The organism is Pseudomonas sp. TH10 (assembly GCF_016651255.1).
GTDB lineage: Bacteria > Pseudomonadota > Gammaproteobacteria > Pseudomonadales > Pseudomonadaceae > Aquipseudomonas.
Window position 1 is genome coordinate 1 of the sequence record NZ_JAEKEG010000156.1, and the last position, 16,917, is coordinate 16,917.

A 16,917-nucleotide genomic window follows, 5' to 3' on the forward strand; every position below is an offset into this window, starting at 1 on the left:
ATCCGGCGCAGCTCCAGCTGAACCAGCAAGGTCTTGAGCGGCAGCTGCCGGATGTTGCTCTGGTCCGCCAGCGGCCCGAGCAGAAACTCCCATTGCCCATCAGCCGCGCACGCCTTCAACTCATCCAGCACGTGCCGGATGCCATCCAGCTCCGGCGTGTCGCCGTAGACGAAGTTTTCCAGCACATTGAGGCTGTCGCGGTTGGCCAGCACCAGACAGTCCGACGGCTGCCCGTCGCGCCCGGCACGACCGATTTCCTGACTGTAGTTTTCGATGGACTTGGGCAGGTCGAAATGCACCACGTTGCGTATGTCGCTTTTGTCGATGCCCATGCCAAATGCGATGGTGGCGACGATGCAATTTGATTGCCCGCCCATGAAGCGCTTCTGGATCGCCTCGCGTTTTTCGTGGGGCAACCCGGCGTGATAGGCCTCGGCCTGTATGCCATTGCGACCCAGGTGCTCGGCGATCTGCTCGGCGGTTTTCTGCAGGGTGACGTAGACGATGCTGGGCTGACCCGGCCGCTCGCTCATCCATTCAACCAGTCGCCGGCGCTTGTCCTGGCCACGCACCGGCTCCACCAGCAAACTGAGATTAGGCCGGTAGAAACCGGTAGTCACGACGTCTTCTGGCGCAATGGCGAACTTGGCCTGCATGTCCGCGATCACCTTCGGCGTCGCCGTGGCCGTCAGCAGCAGCGCCTGCGGGATGTTGAACTGGCGCTGGTAGTCCGGAAGCTTGAGGTAATCAGGCCGGAAGTTATGGCCCCACTCGGAAATGCAGTGCGCCTCGTCCACGACCAGTAGCGAGATTGGCACCTGCTGGAGGAAGTTGCGAAAGCGCTCATTCTTCAGCCGCTCCACGGACACCATCAGGATCTTCGAGCTCACCCGATTTCGCCCGAGCCATCACATCGGCGGCGTCGTCGCGACTCTGCGCCGAATCGATACTGCCTGCCGAGATACCGTGACGCTGCAGGAATGCCAGCTGGTCCTGCATCAGCGCCAGCAGTGGCGAGACCACCAGCGTCAGGTGTGGCAACAGCATGGCCGGGATCTGGTAGCACAGGGACTTGCCCGGAACCCGTGGGAAAGATCGCCGCTGCCGAGCGCCCGGCCAGTACCGCGCCGATCGCAGCCTCCTGGCCGGGACGAAATTGTGGATAACCGAAAACCTGTTCCAGGGTGTTGTGCATAAGCTGTCACTCCGTTGACCGCTGGCAAAGCCCAAAGCCTAGCTGGCGATCGCCGCGAGTCGAGAAAAGGTCGGGGGTAAAAAGATACCGGATGATACCGCGCAGGGGCTGGCAGGGCGTGGGGAATCAAGACAGGGGGAACGAACCGAGCTGCGATGGCGCCGATACGCGGCAACTGATGAAAGCGATGGAAGATCAGCTTGTGATCAACAGCGCCGTGCTACTGAAACAATGGACGGTCTCAAGTAAATGCTATAAGTGCCATTATTCTGGCTATTTACCACGAACTTCGTTGAAATAATGCCAGTTTCAATGCCAAAAATGATGCTGGGACACGCAGGAGCTGGCTCCAGAGTCTGCAGCGAACACCTATAAGGACATAGCGTGAGGGACAAAGCATGGACGTACTGATGGGCTTGCTTGCTGCCTTGTTGTGGGGCGGCACGGATTTTCTGGTGGGCTTGAATGCCCGGGCGGTAGGCGTCAAGCGAGCGGTGTATTTCGGCCAGGCTCTGGGCTTCAGCATAATGAGTTTGCTGCTGATCGCTTTTCCTGCGTTCATTCTCAAAGCCATGTCGGCATCTATCAATGTGTGGCTGATTGGCGTTGCTGCAGCAGGGCTGACTGTGTCCGGTGCACTCGCGCTGTCGAAGGCTTTTGCTCTGGGCAAAGCATCCATCGTTGCGCCGGTGGTGACGTCCTACGGGGTGGTGACGACGTTGCTGTCCTGGGCCGCAGGGGAGCAAATCGGTTTGCTCCAGCTGCTGTGTATCGCCCTGTGTGTGGTCGGGGTCATACTTTCCAGCATTCATGGCGACTCGAAGATTCCCCACGCCACCCAAGCCAGTAGTTCCGTGGCCTACGCTCTGCTGGCGGCGTTGTTTTATGGCACCAGTTTCTGGTTGCAGGGCCAGTTCGTACTGCCGGTTCTTGGACCGGTGACGATGCTGTGGCTCGCCTACCTGATCGGGCTGATCGTACTGCTAGCCATCGTCTTGAGAATCAAGGACGGGCTGAAGATGCCACCGCTGAAAAACTGCATGACGCTGACCGGAGCCAGCCTGATGAACCTCGGCGGGTTTTCGTCATTTGCGTGGGGCGCGGTGGCGGGATCGGTTTCGGTGGTGACGGTAATCAGCACCCTGTCGGGCGGGATAGCGGCGATCCTGGGATATGTGTTCTTCAAGGAGCGGCTGGGCAAAATCCAGGTGCTCGGGGTAATTCTGGTGTTGCTCGGTGCATTTGTCCTGCACCTCAAGACCTGAAGCCCACGCCCACGAAAAAGCCGCCCTGAAGGACGGCTTTTTCATTCACAACAAACCAATCTTACAACTTCGGCCCAGCAGCCTTGATCGCGTCGCTCACTTCGAACTTCTTGAAGTTCTCGATGAACAGACCGGCCAGTGCCTTGGCAGCCTCGTCGTACGCAGCCTTGTCAGCCCAGGTGTTGCGTGGGTTGAGCAGGTTGGTTTCAACGCCCGGTACGGCCAGAGGCACGTCGAGGTTGATGGTGTCGAGGTGTTCGGTGGCAGCACCGATCAGCGCGCCGCTCTGGATCGCTGCGATCACCGCGCGGGTGGTCGGGATGTTGAAGCGTTTGCCGACGCCGTAGCCACCGCCGGTCCAGCCGGTGTTGACCAGGTAAACCTTCGAACCGAAACCGCGGATGCGCTTGATCAGCAGCTCTGCGTATTCGCCAGCCGGACGCGGGAAGAACGGTGCGCCGAAGCAGGTGGAGAAGGTCGACTTGATGCCGCTACCCGAACCCATTTCAGTCGAGCCCACCAGGGCGGTGTAGCCGGACAGGAAGTGGTAGGCCGCTTGTTCTTCGTTGAGGATCGACACTGGCGGCAGGACGCCGGTCAGGTCGCAGGTCAGGAAGATTACAGCGTTTGGCTCGCCGCCCAGGTTCTGCTCGGAACGCTTGGCAACGTGTTCCAGCGGGTAAGCGGCGCGGCTGTTCTGGGTCAGGCTGACATCGGCGTAGTCGGCGTGCTTGGCTTCGTCGATGACGACGTTTTCCAGCACAGCGCCGTGCTTGATGGCTTTCCAGATAACCGGCTCGTTCTTCTCGGACAAGTCGATGCACTTGGCGTAGCAACCGCCTTCGATGTTGAAGACAACGCCTTCGCCCCAGCCGTGTTCGTCGTCACCGATCAGGTAACGGCTTTCATCAGCCGACAGGGTGGTTTTACCGGTGCCCGACAGACCGAAGAACAGTGTCACGTCGCCTTCTTCGCCGATGTTGGCTGCGCAGTGCATTGGCAGCACGTCAGCGGCCGGCAGCAGGAAGTTCTGCACGGAGAACATGGCTTTCTTCATTTCACCGGCGTAACGCATGCCGGCGATCAGCACTTTCTTCTGGGCGAAGTTGAGGATCACGCAGCCGTCGGAGTTGGTGCCATCACGCTCAGGCACGCACTCGAAGTTGGCGACGTTCAGTACTTGCCATTCTTCACGGCCAGCCGGGTTGTACTGGGCCGGGTTGATGAACAGGCAACGACCGAACAGATTCTGCCAGGCAGTCTGAGTGGTCATTTTCACGGCCAGGTAGTGATCTTCAGCCGCGCCTACATGCACGTGGGAAACAAAGTGCTCTTGCGCGTTGTTGAATGCCTCGACGCGAGCCCACAGGGCATCGAACTTGTCGGCCGGGAACTTGCGGTTGATCGGGCCCCAGGCGATAGCGGCCTGGGTGGAAGGCTCTTCAACGATGAAACGGTCAACAGGCGAACGACCGGTGCGGTGACCGGTGCGAACAACCAGAGCGCCGGTATCGGCAAGCTCGCCCTCACCGCGATTCAAGGCTTCTTTTACCAGATCATCAACACTCAGATCGGTGTACACGGCGTTATTGGCTTGCGTCATGAGATTCCCCGTCGGCCAGTGGCCGAGTGTGCTCCAAACGTTTTGTAGTAGAAAGTCGTGCACTACTACCGCGACAAAAAGTGGGCCGGATTATGCCAGAAACGCCCAAAAAGAGTAGGGTCCTCCCGTCGTAACGGCGATATTCCGTCGTTACGCAGTGAATTTACCTGCGCTGAACCGTTTTAGTGCCGGGTATCTGACGGCGTGTCGACACCTGCGCCAGCGAACAATTGAGCAATATCGGCTGCGTCGAACAGATAACGCTCGTTGCAAAACTGGCAATCGATCTCGACGGTGCCACCCTGTTCGGCGACCAATGCTTGCGCGTCTTCCAGACCCAGACTGACCAGCGCATTGCCCGAGCGATCCCGCGAGCAGCTGCAACGGAAGCGCAGATTCTGCACATCGAACAGACGCACCTGCTCTTCATGGTAGAGGCGATGCAGCACGGTTTCGTTGTCCAGGCTGAGCAATTCATCGGCGGTCAGGGTGGTGGCCAGCGCGGTGATGTGCTGCCAGCTGGCGGCGCGATCTTCTTCGTCTTTCAAACGGTCAGCCGGCAGTTGTTGCAGCAGCAGGCCACGAGCACGACGGCCGTCGGCAAACAGCTTGAAGCGGGTGCCAACCTGTTGCGACATGACGAAGTAGTTGGTGAAGCAATCGGACAGGGTTTCGCCGTCGAGGTCGACGATGCCCTGATAGCGCTGGCCGACAGTCGGGTCGACAGTCAACGCCAGAACGCCGTTCGGCATCAGGTCGGCGAGGGTCGCGTCCGGCGCGATCTGCTCGGCGTGATAACGCGCCAGGCCACGGATATCGCGCTCGCTGGAGCACTCGATCATCAGCATCGGAATCGGTCCTTCGGAGCGCGCCTGCAGAATCAGCAAGCCGTCGAACTTGAGGGTGCCCACCAGCAACGAGGCGGCCGCCATCAGTTCGCCCAGCAATTGCGCCACCGGCTCCGGGTACGGGTGCTTGGCGAGGACTTCGGCGTAGCTGCGCTCAAGCGCCACCAGTTCGCCGCGGGTGTCGCTGTCATCGAAGATGAAGCGTTGGGTGAAATCGGTATCCGGTAGGTCGGTCATAGGTCTGGGTATCTGAATTAATGTCAAAAGATTTCAAAGAGTAAGCTGCGCAGGGTTTGCGCACGCAAAGTCTGGCCATGGCAGGCATTTTAGGAACAATCCGGTCGGGTTCCAAGCTCAGACAGGCCAGCGCACAAACACCTGCTTCACTCGTCGTTGCTGTTCCCACGAAACTTAAACAGATCCCGCCGCTGTTTTTTGCTCGGCTTGCCGTCGGTGCTCATGCCCAGTGCACCCGCCTTGCGCATCGCCGCAGCAGCCTCGCGCTTGGCGACGCTGGCTTCGGTCTCGGCATACAAGGCCTGCGCCTCGGGAGCCCCCCGGCGCACGATCGACAGTGCCTGAACTACTACCGTACGCACTTCGAACCCCATACGAATCTCGAATTCATCGCCAATGCGTGGTTCCTTGCCGGGTTTGCAGCGCTCGCCCCGACAATGCACCTTGCCACTTTCGATCGCCGTCTTGGCCAAGGCACGTGTTTTATAGAAACGCGCAGCCCACAACCACTTATCGAGACGGACCTTGTCGTTCTCATCCTTTTTTGTGTCACCGGAATTCCTCTTTTAGCCCATAGTCGGAACTGTACTACCGTTTCTGTCGGGCGCAAGAACCCGCCCCTCCAGATAGAATGTGATCCAGGTCGGCTCATCGCAGTGGAGTGTTCGAGTGACAATATTTCCGTCTTCATTGACTTCATCCAGTGGCGATTGCCAGGGATGTCAACAAAGCGAACCGTTGGGCTTTGATTTTGCCTTTGCCTACCAACCCATCGTGGACCTGCGAGACCGATCGATCTTTGCCCATGAGGCACTGGTGCGCGGCACCGGCGGTGAAGGCGCGTTATCGGTGCTTGACCAGGTCACCGAGGCCAATCGCTACCGATTCGACCAGCTCTGCCGCACCAAGGCGATCGAAGGTGCTGCGCAACTGGGCATGCAAACCAACTTGTCGATCAACTTCATGCCTAACGCCGTGTACCGCCCGGAGCTGTGTATTCGCAGCACGCTGAAGGCCGCCAAAAAACACAATTTCCCCATAGACAGGCTGATTTTCGAAACCCTGGAAAGCGAGCACGTAGATAACTATCGCCATTTGACCAATATTCTGCGTGAATACCGCGAATTCGGCTTCAAGACCGCCATCGATGACTTCGGTGCGGGGTACTCGGGGCTCAATCTGCTCGCTGACTTCCAACCCGACCTGATCAAACTCGACATGGCGCTGATCCGTGATGTCGATCGCGATCGTGTTCGTCAGGCTATCGTGCGGGGGATTGTCACAATCTGTGCGGATCTGGACGTTACAGTCATTGCCGAAGGCATCGAAAGCGCTGGAGAACGGGATTTCCTGGCGGACTGTGGAATTTTTCTGATGCAAGGCTATTGGTTCGCCAAGCCTGCATTCAAAGCGTTGGCCCAGGTACCAGCGGGTACCTGGACGCGTTAATCGCCGGTTTATTCCTATTGAAGACATTTGACCATTTGACCGTTGTCGGTCTGCGCGAGTGGGTGGCGCTCCCGGATTTGGGAGTCGCGGGCCTGCGGGCGAAGATCGACACCGGCGCCAGCACCTCCAGCCTGCATGCCACCGACATCGAGCCGTTCGAACGTGACGGTGAGAAGTGGGTGCGTTTCACAGCGCATCTGGGCACGGTGGTGCAGTTGCGTCATCGGCGCTGCGAAGCACCGCTGGTCACGCGCAAAACCATCAAAAGCTCGAACGGCCATGCCCAGGTGCGCTACGTGATCAGCACCACCCTGGCCCTCGGTGATCGGGTGTGGTCGGTCGAGTTCACCCTCGCCTGCCGAAAATCCATGCGTTATCGCCTGCTGCTCGGTTCCAAAGCCCTGATCGACGGCCAGTTGGTCGTCAACCCGGGCATTAAATATGTACAAGACAAGCCGGTGTTCCCGGTATCTACCTCCTCCACAGGTGTTGCATGAAGATCGCTGTGCTGTCGCGGAACCCGCGTCTGTATTCCACCCGCCGTCTGGTCGAAGCCGGAACCGAGCGCGGGCATGAAATGGTAGTGATCGACACGTTGCGCGCCTATATGAACATCGCCAGCCACAAGCCGCAGATCCACTATCGCGGCAAGCCACTGGAAGGCTTCGATGCGGTGATTCCGCGCATCGGTGCGTCGGTGACGTTTTATGGTTGCGCGGTGTTGCGCCAGTTCGAAATGATGGGAGTGTTCCCGCTCAACGAGTCGGTAGCCATTGCCCGCTCGCGGGACAAACTGCGTTCATTGCAATTGCTGTCGCGTCGCGGCATCGGTTTGCCGGTGACCGGATTCGCCCACTCGCCGGATGATATTCCCGACCTGATCGACATGGTCAACGGCGCGCCGCTGGTGATCAAGGTACTGGAGGGCACCCAGGGTATTGGCGTGGTGCTGTGCGAAACCGCGACGGCGGCGGAGTCGGTGATCGAGGCATTCATGGGCCTGAAGCAGAACATCATGGTTCAGGAATACATCAAGGAAGCTGGCGGCGCCGACATTCGTTGCTTCGTGGTCGGCGACAAGGTGATCGCGGCGATGAAGCGTCAGGCCAAACCGGGTGAATTCCGCTCCAATCTGCATCGAGGCGGCAGTGCCAGCCTGATCAAGATTACGCCGGAAGAACGCATGACTGCGTTGCGTGCGGCAAAGGTCATGGGGTTGTCGGTGGCGGGTGTGGATATCCTGCGTTCCAATCACGGGCCGCTGGTGATGGAAGTGAACTCGTCGCCGGGACTGGAAGGGATCGAGACCACCACCGGCAAGAATGTGGCGGGGATCATCATCGAACATCTCGAGAAGAATGGTGGGCCGAACATGACCCGCACCAAAGGCAAAGGCTAAAGCGGGAAGATCAAAAGATCGTCCGACGGCTCGGGCCGCGTTCGGACGATCTTTTTCAGCCGTTAAACCGCATCGCGCGGCAACATCAACCCCAACGGCAAGCGCACCCGCGCCTCAAGCCCGCCACCCTCACGGTTGCGCAGTTCGACATTGCCGCCATGCATCGAAGCAATCCGCTTGACGATCGCCAGGCCCAATCCGGTGCCCTTGCCGCCCCGGGCACGATCGCCACGGGTGAACGGATTGAAAATGGCTTCCAGCTCCGACGGATCGATCCCGGCGCCACGGTCCATGACGCTCAGCACCACGTAAGGCGCGCTGGTATCTCCGGATACGTAAGCCGCCACCTCCACACCGCTGCCGGCGTGATGCAGCGCATTGCCGATCAGGTTGTTCAACAGTCGTTTCATCGACACCCGCCGTAGCGGGAACGGCTGGATCGGCTCCAGGCGCAAACGCACTTTTTCTTCGTTCTGGTTGTAAGGAGCAGCGACTTCGCGCACGAGATCGATCAGGTCGACTTCTTCCACCGATTCATCGCGCCCATCACGGATAAACGCCAGGAACTGGTCAAGAATCGCGTCCATGTCCTCGATGTCACGCACCATATCGTCGGTCAGGTCGCTGCGGTCGCCCATCAATTCCAGCGACAGGCGCAAGCGAGTCAACGGCGTGCGTAAATCATGGGATACCCCGGCCAGCATCAGCTCGCGCTCGCGCCCAGCTTGTTCGACATCTTCGGCCATCTGGTTGAAGGCGCGATAAACCTCGGTCATTTCGCTTGGCGTGTCGCTGATCGGCAAGCGCACGCTGCGGCCCTGACCGAGTTGCCGGGCGGCATAGACCAGACGCTTCAAGGGTTGGTTGAGCTGACTGACGAAAATCCACGCCGACGCCGTCGACAGCAAACCAATCGCCAGGAACCAGCCGAGCACGTTCCAGATCTTCTGGCCGCGCAACGGATGTGGATACAGCGGAACCTTCAACCAGCCATCACCCAGGCTCGGCGCGCGCACCCACAGCGCCGGTGGCGAGTGCATGCGTAATCGCACTTCGGTGTCGGCACCGAGCTCCGCCTGCATTTGCCGTTGGTAGATTTCGCTGTACGGCCAATGCTGTTCACCTTCCGGCACACCGGCGCCCACTACCCGGATCAGAGTCGCGGCATCAGCGATCTTCGCGCGGTTTTCTTCGTCGGCGGCCCAATAGGCACGCAGCGTCAGCGCGACGCCGTGGCTGTATTGGCGGTCCACCAGCACGTCCTCGTTCATCAACAGATAAACCAGGGTCAGCGCCTTGGAAAACAGCACGACGATGAGCACCAGCCAGAGGGTGCGGGAGAAAAAACTTTGGGGGAACCAGACGGGGGTTTTCATCAATAACCGCTACACACTTGCAGGAGCGAGCAATGCTCGCATATTGCGGATTGCGAGTCTGCGGGCATGGCCATTCGACCAGCACCCAGCAGACCCGCTCCTACAAATCGCCGATCACTTGGTGGCGGCGCCATCCGGTACGAACACGTAGCCCACGCCCCAGACAGTCTGGATGTAGCGCGGCTTGGACGGATCAGGCTCGATCATCCGGCGCAGACGCGAGATCTGCACGTCGATGGAACGCTCGAGGGCATCCCACTCGCGGCCACGGGCCAGGTTCATCAGCTTGTCGCGGGTCAATGGCTGACGCGCGTTCATCACCAAAGCCTTGAGTACCGCAAACTCACCGGTGGTGAGCATGTGCACTTCGTCGCCGCGCTTCAGTTCGCGAGTGGCCAGCGACAACACGTAATCACCGAAGGTGACGTTCTCGTCTTCGCTGCCCGGTGCGCCCGGCACGGGTGCGGCCTGACGACGCAGCACCGCCTTGACCCGCGCCATCAGCTCGTCCGGGTTGAACGGCTTGGCCAGATAATCGTCGGCGCCCAGTTCAAGGCCCTTGATGCGGCTCATCTCATCGCCCTTGGCGGTGAGCATGATGATCGGAATCTGGTTATTTGCAGCCCGCAAACGGCGGCAGGCGGTCAAACCGTCCTCGCCAGGCAGCATCAGGTCGAGAACGACCAGATTGAAAACTTCACGCGACAACAGACGGTCCATCTGCTCGGTGTTCGGGACAGTACGGGCGCGGTAGCCCTTGCTGACGAAGAACCGTTCCAGCAGGCTGCTGAGGCCCGGATCGTCATCAACAATAAGAATTTTTTCGCCTTCAGCATTGTTTGCAGTGCTGCTCATTAGATGCTCCTTTTAGCTCGGCGCGCATTATGGCGTAGCTGCCGTTATACGCACCGTGTGCATTGTTAGCAGATTTTTCCTTCACTGCCATAAAACCGGGGTTTATGCCTACAGACTGCAACGCCCCCGAATGACAGAACGCTGGTTATAATGCGCGGCGTTTTGTGCCAGGCAACGTCTGAATCGTTACCGCAGGTGGCAGCCATTTATTTTCATGGCAACCGCAGTAATTGTTCGATTTCACGGGTCAATGGGCTGCCTCTTGACCCAGGCAGCGGCCATCTTCATGCCGCTCAACCAGACTCCGGGCCTTTATTTCCGTGCCTGCGAGCCTGCTTTCACAATATGTCAGGTGGTTTTATGGACAGCATCAACAGCCGCATCGCCGAGGAACTCGGCGTACGCCCACAACAGGTCGAAGCGGCCGTCGCGCTACTCGATGAAGGCTCTACCGTTCCCTTCATCGCCCGTTACCGGAAAGAAGTCACTGGCAGCCTCGATGACACGCAGTTGCGTCATCTGGAAGAGCGTCTGCGCTACCTGCGAGAACTCGACGAACGGCGTATCAGCATCCTCGCCAGCATCGAAGAGCAGGGCAAACTCACCCCTGCCCTCGAGCGCGACATCAAGCTCGCCGATACCAAAACCCGTCTCGAAGACCTGTACCTGCCGTACAAGCAAAAGCGCCGCACCAAGGGCCAGATTGCCCTGGAAGCCGGCCTCGGCGACCTCGCGGACGGTCTGTTCAACGACCCGAACCTGGCCCCGGAAACCGAAGCCGCTCGCTTCGTCGACGCCGAAAAAGGCGTGGCCGATGTCAAGGCAGCCCTCGAAGGCGCCAAATACATCCTCATGGAACGCTTCGCTGAAGACGCCAGCCTGCTGGAAAAACTGCGTAGCTACCTGAAACAGGAAGCCATCCTCAGTGCCCGCGTGATCGCTGGCAAGGAAGAGGAAGGCGCCAAGTTCCGCGATTACTTCGAACACGACGAACCGCTGAAAAGCATGCCGTCGCACCGCGCGCTGGCGATTTTCCGTGGCCGCAACGAAGGCATCCTCAGCTCTGCGCTGAAAGTCGGCGACGAACTGCCAGGCACCATGCACCCGTGCGAGGGCATGATCGGCCAGCAATTCAATATCCAGAACCAGAACCGCCCAGCCGACAAATGGCTCGGCGAAGTGGTGCGCTGGACCTGGAAGGTCAAGCTCTACACGCACCTGGAAACCGACCTGCTCGGTGAACTGCGTGACGGTGCCGAAACCGAAGCGATCAACGTTTTCGCGCACAACCTGCACGACCTGCTGCTGGCCGCGCCGGCCGGCCCGCGCGCAACCCTGGGCCTCGACCCGGGCCTGCGAACCGGCTGCAAAGTGGCCGTGGTCGATTCGACTGGCAAGTTGCTCGATCACGCCACGGTCTACCCGCACGTGCCGCACAACAAGTGGGATCAGACCATCGCCATTCTGGCCGCCCTGTGCGCCAAGCACTCGGTTGACCTGATCGCCATCGGCAACGGCACCGCCAGCCGCGAGACCGACAAACTGGCGATCGAGCTGATCAAAAAATATCCAGCGATGAAGATGACCAAGGTCATGGTCTCCGAGGCCGGTGCTTCGGTGTACTCGGCATCGGAACTGGCGGCCAAGGAATTCCCGGATCTGGACGTGTCGATCCGTGGCGCCGTGTCCATCGCTCGTCGTTTGCAGGATCCACTGGCTGAACTGGTGAAGATCGACCCGAAATCCATCGGTGTCGGCCAGTACCAGCACGACGTTTCGCAGCTGAAACTGGCGCGTGGCCTGGATGCTGTGGTCGAGGACTGCGTGAACGCCGTGGGCGTGGACGTCAACACTGCTTCCGTGGCACTGCTGGCCCGCATCTCCGGCCTCAACGCGACCCTGGCGCAAAACATCGTCGCTCACCGCGACGAACACGGTGCCTTCAAAACCCGCGCCGCATTGAAAAAGTCGCGCGTCTGGGCGAGAAAACCTTCGAACAGGCCGCCGGTTTCTTGCGTGTGATGAACGGCGACAACCCGCTGGATTCCTCGGCGGTTCACCCGGAGGCCTATCCGCTGGTGCAGCGCATTGCCGCTGAAACCGACCGCGACATCCGCTCACTGATCGGTGATGCAAGTTTCCTCAAGCGTCTGGATCCGAAGAAGTTCACCGACGAGACCTTCGGTCTGCCGACCGTGACCGACATTATCCAGGAGCTGGAAAAACCGGGCCGCGACCCGCGTCCGGAGTTCAAGACTGCCGAGTTCCAGGAAGGCGTCGAAGACCTCAAAGACCTGCAACTGGGGATGATCCTCGAAGGCGTTGTGACCAACGTGACTGCGTTCGGCGCATTCGTCGACATCGGCGTGCATCAGGACGGTCTGGTGCACATCTCGGCGCTGTCGGAGAAGTTCATCAAGGATCCGCGTGAAGCGGTGAAGGCCGGTGACGTGGTGAAAGTGAAGGTCATGGAAGTCGACATTCCGCGTAAGCGCGTGGGCCTGTCGATGCGCATGAGCGACACCCCGGGCGAGAAAATCGATGGCGCTCGTGGTGCGCGTCCTGGTTCGGCACCGCGCCAGTCCCAGAACACTGCACCACGAAAGGAAACCACGGCGCCGGCCCCTGCCAACAATGCGATGGCCTCGCTGTTCGCCAACGCCAAGCAGTTGAAGAAACGCTGATGGAGATTCCGGCCGGGCTCGTCGAGAGCGCGTTTTTCAAGCTGTTGGGCTGCCGCCTGCACAGCCTGGAAACCGGGGTCGCGCAAGTCGCCCTGGTGCTGGAACCCGAACTGCGCAATCGCGGCGGCAAATTGCACGGTGGCGCGCTGTTCAGTCTGGTCGATATCGCGATGGGGCTGGCCTGCTCCAGCGTGCATGGCTTCGATCAGCAGAGCGCGACCATCGAGTGCAAGATCAACTATATCCGCGCCGTTTCCGACGGCGAGGTGCTGTGCACGGCGCGGGTAATCCACCCGGGCCGCCGCACTTTGGTGGTTGAAGCCGACGTGATGCAGGGCGACAAACTGGTCGCAAAAGCGCAAGGCACGTTCGCTGTCCTGTAGCTACTGGTCATCAATTTGAGTTAATTTCGGCGCTATGAAAGCGGCGTCGGATTTTCTGTGGGAGCGCGCTTGCTTGCGATGGCGGTGTGTCAGGCAACATAAATGGTGACTGACACTCCCCATCGCGGGCAAACCCGCTCCCACAGGGTTCGCGGCGAAGGGTCCTTGACCGACTGGCATGAAGTCCGTGCTGCTCAAAAACCAGGCGATAACGCCAGTTTCAACTTCACCCTTGTAGACCGTCCTGCCCACCCCCATATTGGGGCGACTGACGCGTGAAGGAATCCAAATTGAGCGAACTTCTCAACCGCCGCCTGGCTCTGCTCGGCGAGCGCGCTAACCTCTCTCTGCTCGAGCAGTGCCTGCACGGTATCGAACGTGAATGCCTGCGCGTGACCAGCGAAGGTCGCCTGGCGCAAACGCCGCACCCCGAAGCCTTGGGTTCCGCGCTGACCAACGAACAAATCACCACCGACTACTCCGAGTCGCTGCTGGAATTCATCACGCCCGCCCTGCCGGATCCTGCGGATACGCTGGCGAGCCTGGACAAGATTCACCGCTTTGCCTACAGCAAACTCGGCAACGAGTACCTGTGGAGTCCATCGATGCCGTGCCCGTTGCCGGCCGAGGAAGATATCCCGATCGCCTATTACGGCACCTCCAACATCGGTCAGCTCAAGTACGTCTACCGCAAGGGCCTGGCCCTGCGTTATGGCAAGACCATGCAGTGCATTGCCGGGATTCACTACAATTTTTCCCTGCCGGAAAAGCTCTGGCCGTTGCTTAAGGAAGCCGAAGGTTTTGTCGGCACTGACCGCGATTACCAGTCGGTCTCCTACATCGCGCTGATCCGTAACTTCCGGCGCTACAGCTGGCTGCTGATGTACCTCTTTGGTGCTTCGCCGGCGTTGGATGCGGGTTTCCTGCGCGGTCGTTCGCATCAGTTGGAACAACTCGATCCGGACACGCTGTACCTGCCTTACGCGACCAGCCTGCGCATGAGCGACCTCGGTTACCAGAGCAACGCCCAGGCTGGCCTGACACCGTGCTACAACGATCTGGCGAGTTACACCGACAGCCTGCGCAAAGCCGTGGCCACGCCCTACGCGCCGTACGTCGGAGTCGGCACGCACAAGGATGGCGAGTGGGTGCAGCTCAACACCAACATCCTGCAGATCGAAAACGAGTACTACTCCAACATCCGCCCGAAACGCGTGACCTATACCGGCGAGCGGCCGATTCAGGCGTTGGTGGCCCGTGGCATTCAGTACGTCGAAGTGCGCTGCCTGGACATCAACCCGTTCCTGCCGATGGGCATCGACCTGACCGAGTCGCGCTTCCTCGACGCATTCCTGCTGTTTTGCGCACTCAACGACAGCCCGCTGCTGACCAACACCAGCTGCAGCAACGCAACCTCGAACTTCCTCAGCGTGGTCAAGGAAGGTCGCCGCCCGGGCCTGCAACTGCAGCGTGATGGTCAGCCGGTCGAGATGAAGGCTTGGGCGGCCGAGTTGCTGGAGCAAATCGCTCCGCTGGCCGCGCTGCTCGATCAGAGCCATGGCGGCGATGCGCACAGCAAGGCGCTGGACGCACAACTGGCCAAGGTCCGCGACCCGTCCCTGACGCCGTCGGCACAGGTGTTGGCGGCGATGGCTGAACACAAGGAAAGCTTCGCGCAGTTCTCGCTGCGTCAGAGCCAGGCGCATGCCGAGTTTTTCCGTAGCGAACCATTGGCGGCGGATGAGCAGGCGAAGTTTGAAGAGCTGGCGCGCACCTCGCTGGCCGCACAGGCTGAACTTGAGCAGAACGAAGTCGGCGATTTCGATGTGTTTGTCGGATCGTATCAGGCGAGCATCCTGGCGATCAGTAATTAATCGGCAGCTTTAAAAGATCGCAGCCTGCGGCAGCTCCTACAGGGATCGGCTGGAGTCTGCGATTTTTTTGCCGCGCCACGCAGTCCCCCGAGCCTGCACGCGACCTGTGTAGGAGCTGCCGCAGGCTGCGATCTTTTGATCCTTCGCTTTTTCCGCTCATAAGCTCATTCGAAAAAGTTATTTATTTACTAATTCTTAGATCATTTAGTCTCCTCACACGCCAACTCCCGGCCGCCTGTTGAGGAGCTTCTCCGATGAAACTGCATTTCCCCCTTCGCCTCCTGGCGGCCGCTTCGCTGGCTGCGGCGAGCTTCTTCGCCCAGGCCGCGGACCTCACCGTCGCCTATCAAACCACCGTAGACCCGGCGAAAGTCGCCCAGGCCGACGGCGCCTATGAAAAAGCCACCAACGCCAAGATCGACTGGCGCAAATTCGATAACGGCGCCGACATCATTGCCGCCATTGCCTCCGGCGACGTACAGATCGGCTACCTCGGCTCCAGCCCCCTGACTGCTGCGATCACCCGCAAAGTACCGGTGGAAACCTTCCTGATCGCCACCCAGATCGGCGCCGCCGAAGCACTCGTCGCCCGCGACGGCTCCGGGATCAAGACCCCGCAAGACCTGATCGGCAAGAAAATCGCCGTGCCGTTCGTGTCCACCGGTCACTACAGCCTGCTCGCGGCGCTGAAGCACTGGAACATCGATCCGTCGAAAGTCACCGTGCTCAACCTCGCGCCGCCAGCGATCATCGCCGCGTGGAAACGCGGTGATATCGACGCCACTTACGTCTGGGATCCGGCACTCGGCGTGGCCAAGGAAAACGGCAAAGTGCTGATCACCTCCGGTGAGCTGGCCAAGTTTGGCGCGCCGACCTTCGATGCGTGGATCGTGCGCAAAGACTTCGCCGAGAAGCACCCGGAAATCGTCACCGCTTTCGCCAAGGTCACCCTCGATGCCTACGCCGACTACCGCAAAGACCCGAAAGCCTGGCTCGCCGATCAATCCAACGTCGACAAACTGGTGAAACTCTCCGGCGCCAAGGCCAGCGACATTCCATTGCTGCTGCAAGGCAACGTCTACCCACTGGCGGCGGATCAGGTCAGCGACCTCGGCGCACCGACCACCAAAGCCATCACCGACACCGCCGCGTTCCTCAAGGAGCAAGGCAAAGTCGAAGCCGTTCTGCCGGACTACGCACCGTACGTCAGCGCCAAATACATCACCAATTGATCGGGAGTTAACCGCGATGGCTTTGCTACAGCTGGAGCGCATCAGCGCACAGTACCCGGGCAGCCCGGAACCGGTGCTGGCGGATATTTCTCTGACTCTGGGGCCTCAGCAATTGCTGGTCGCCCTCGGCCCGTCCGGCAGTGGCAAGACTTCGCTGTTGAACCTGATTGCCGGTTTCGTCGAACCGAGCGCCGGGCGCATCACCCTCGACGGCGTGCCGGTCAAAGGCCCAAGCGCCGAGCGTGGCGTAGTGTTCCAGGACGATGCCCTGCTGCCCTGGCAGGACGTGCTGGCCAACGTTGCGTTCGGTCTGGAACTGGCCGGCGTCGCCAAGGGCAAACGCGAAAAGATCGCCCGCGACATGCTCGCGCTGGTTGACCTTTCCGGTTTCGAAAGCCGCCGCATCTGGCAACTTTCCGGTGGCCAGAAACAGCGCGTCGGCCTCGCCCGCGCCCTCGCCGCCGACCCGCGCGTATTGCTGATGGACGAGCCCTTCGGCGCACTCGATGCGTTCACC

Annotated in this window: 13 protein-coding genes and 2 pseudogenes; 9 read left to right on the plus strand and 6 right to left on the minus strand. The window is 60.0% G+C overall.

The annotated features are described in order from the left end of the window. Positions 1–1,195 (minus strand): annotated as a pseudogene (locus tag JFT80_RS21085) (ATP-dependent DNA helicase RecQ); the annotation flags it as partial. Between the two features lie 410 nt (positions 1,196–1,605). On the opposite strand from JFT80_RS21085, the gene JFT80_RS21090 reads away from it, so the two are divergent. Next, a complete protein-coding gene (locus JFT80_RS21090) occupies positions 1,606–2,460 on the plus strand; it encodes a DMT family transporter (RefSeq protein ID WP_201149207.1) in 855 nt (284 codons plus the stop codon). 61 nt (positions 2,461–2,521) lie between these two features. Here the strand turns inward: JFT80_RS21090 and JFT80_RS21095 are convergent, their stop codons facing one another. The 3 genes from JFT80_RS21095 to JFT80_RS21105 all read right to left on the minus strand — a co-directional run bounded on the left by JFT80_RS21095 (position 2,522) and on the right by JFT80_RS21105 (position 5,654). After that, a complete protein-coding gene (locus JFT80_RS21095) occupies positions 2,522–4,063 on the minus strand; it encodes a phosphoenolpyruvate carboxykinase (protein ID WP_201149184.1) in 1,542 nt (513 codons plus the stop codon). Positions 4,064–4,245: 182 nt separating this feature from the next. Then, positions 4,246–5,148: an Hsp33 family molecular chaperone HslO gene (gene hslO, locus JFT80_RS21100; RefSeq protein WP_201149185.1), complete on the minus strand. Its 903-nt coding sequence runs from the start codon at positions 5,146–5,148 to the stop codon at positions 4,246–4,248. 146 nt (positions 5,149–5,294) lie between these two features. Then, positions 5,295–5,654, minus strand: a complete 360-nt coding sequence (locus tag JFT80_RS21105; RefSeq protein WP_201149186.1) for an RNA-binding S4 domain-containing protein — start codon at positions 5,652–5,654, stop codon at positions 5,295–5,297. A 163-nt stretch (positions 5,655–5,817) separates the two neighbouring features. Between JFT80_RS21105 and JFT80_RS21110 the strand changes: the two genes are divergently transcribed. Genes JFT80_RS21110 through rimK form a run of 3 tightly spaced genes read left to right on the plus strand, consistent with a single transcriptional unit; the run spans position 5,818 to position 7,996 of the window. Beyond that, positions 5,818–6,597 carry an EAL domain-containing protein gene (locus JFT80_RS21110; protein WP_122840749.1) on the plus strand — a complete coding sequence of 260 codons (780 nt, stop codon included), beginning with the start codon at positions 5,818–5,820 and terminating at the stop codon, positions 6,595–6,597. 35 nt (positions 6,598–6,632) lie between these two features. Next, positions 6,633–7,094: an ATP-dependent zinc protease gene (locus tag JFT80_RS21115; protein ID WP_172828123.1), complete on the plus strand. Its 462-nt coding sequence runs from the start codon at positions 6,633–6,635 to the stop codon at positions 7,092–7,094. Next, positions 7,091–7,996, plus strand: a complete 906-nt coding sequence (gene rimK / locus JFT80_RS21120; RefSeq protein ID WP_007952690.1) for a 30S ribosomal protein S6--L-glutamate ligase — start codon at positions 7,091–7,093, stop codon at positions 7,994–7,996. Before JFT80_RS21115 ends, rimK begins: the two co-directional genes overlap by 4 nt. Positions 7,997–8,058: 62 nt before the next feature. On the opposite strand, the gene JFT80_RS21125 is transcribed toward rimK, so the two are convergent. Then, positions 8,059–9,372, minus strand: a complete 1,314-nt coding sequence (locus JFT80_RS21125) for an ATP-binding protein (RefSeq protein WP_201149188.1) — start codon at positions 9,370–9,372, stop codon at positions 8,059–8,061. A 114-nt stretch (positions 9,373–9,486) separates the two neighbouring features. Further along, positions 9,487–10,227, minus strand: a complete 741-nt coding sequence (gene ompR / locus JFT80_RS21130) for a two-component system response regulator OmpR (protein ID WP_201149198.1) — start codon at positions 10,225–10,227, stop codon at positions 9,487–9,489. Between the two features lie 360 nt (positions 10,228–10,587). Between ompR and JFT80_RS21135 the strand changes: the two are divergent. The 5 genes and pseudogenes from JFT80_RS21135 to JFT80_RS21155 all read left to right on the plus strand — a co-directional run. Next, positions 10,588–12,911, plus strand: a pseudogene (locus tag JFT80_RS21135) (Tex family protein). Continuing rightward, complete coding sequence (locus JFT80_RS21140; RefSeq protein ID WP_201149200.1) at positions 12,911–13,294, plus strand: PaaI family thioesterase; 384 nt, start codon at positions 12,911–12,913, stop codon at positions 13,292–13,294. The pseudogene JFT80_RS21135 and the gene JFT80_RS21140 overlap by 1 nt, the downstream one beginning before the upstream one ends. Positions 13,295–13,584: 290 nt before the next feature. Continuing rightward, positions 13,585–15,168 (plus strand): glutamate--cysteine ligase, encoded by a 1,584-nt coding sequence (gene gshA, locus JFT80_RS21145; RefSeq protein WP_201149202.1) that lies wholly within the window; start codon positions 13,585–13,587, stop codon positions 15,166–15,168. A 254-nt stretch (positions 15,169–15,422) separates the two neighbouring features. Beyond that, positions 15,423–16,400 carry a taurine ABC transporter substrate-binding protein gene (gene tauA, locus JFT80_RS21150; RefSeq protein WP_201149204.1) on the plus strand — a complete coding sequence of 326 codons (978 nt, stop codon included), beginning with the start codon at positions 15,423–15,425 and terminating at the stop codon, positions 16,398–16,400. 16 nt (positions 16,401–16,416) lie between these two features. After that, a partial coding sequence (locus JFT80_RS21155; RefSeq protein ID WP_201149206.1) for an ATP-binding cassette domain-containing protein occupies positions 16,417–16,917 on the plus strand: 501 nt, incomplete at its 3' end.

What these genes read in the sequence shown, in the direction of transcription:
- JFT80_RS21140 (WP_201149200.1), top strand. Translation starts at nt 12,911, where the DNA reads ATGGAGATTCCGGCCGGGCTCGTCGAGAGCGCGTTTTTCAAGCTGTTG.
- tauA (WP_201149204.1), top strand. Translation starts at nt 15,423, where the DNA reads ATGAAACTGCATTTCCCCCTTCGCCTCCTGGCGGCCGCTTCGCTGGCT.
- JFT80_RS21095 (WP_201149184.1), bottom strand. Translation starts at nt 4,063, where the DNA reads ATGACGCAAGCCAATAACGCCGTGTACACCGATCTGAGTGTTGATGAT.
- JFT80_RS21090 (WP_201149207.1), top strand. Translation starts at nt 1,606, where the DNA reads ATGGGCTTGCTTGCTGCCTTGTTGTGGGGCGGCACGGATTTTCTGGTG.
- hslO (WP_201149185.1), bottom strand. Translation starts at nt 5,148, where the DNA reads ATGACCGACCTACCGGATACCGATTTCACCCAACGCTTCATCTTCGAT.
- JFT80_RS21125 (WP_201149188.1), bottom strand. Translation starts at nt 9,372, where the DNA reads ATGAAAACCCCCGTCTGGTTCCCCCAAAGTTTTTTCTCCCGCACCCTC.
- rimK (WP_007952690.1), top strand. Translation starts at nt 7,091, where the DNA reads ATGAAGATCGCTGTGCTGTCGCGGAACCCGCGTCTGTATTCCACCCGC.
- ompR (WP_201149198.1), bottom strand. Translation starts at nt 10,227, where the DNA reads ATGAGCAGCACTGCAAACAATGCTGAAGGCGAAAAAATTCTTATTGTT.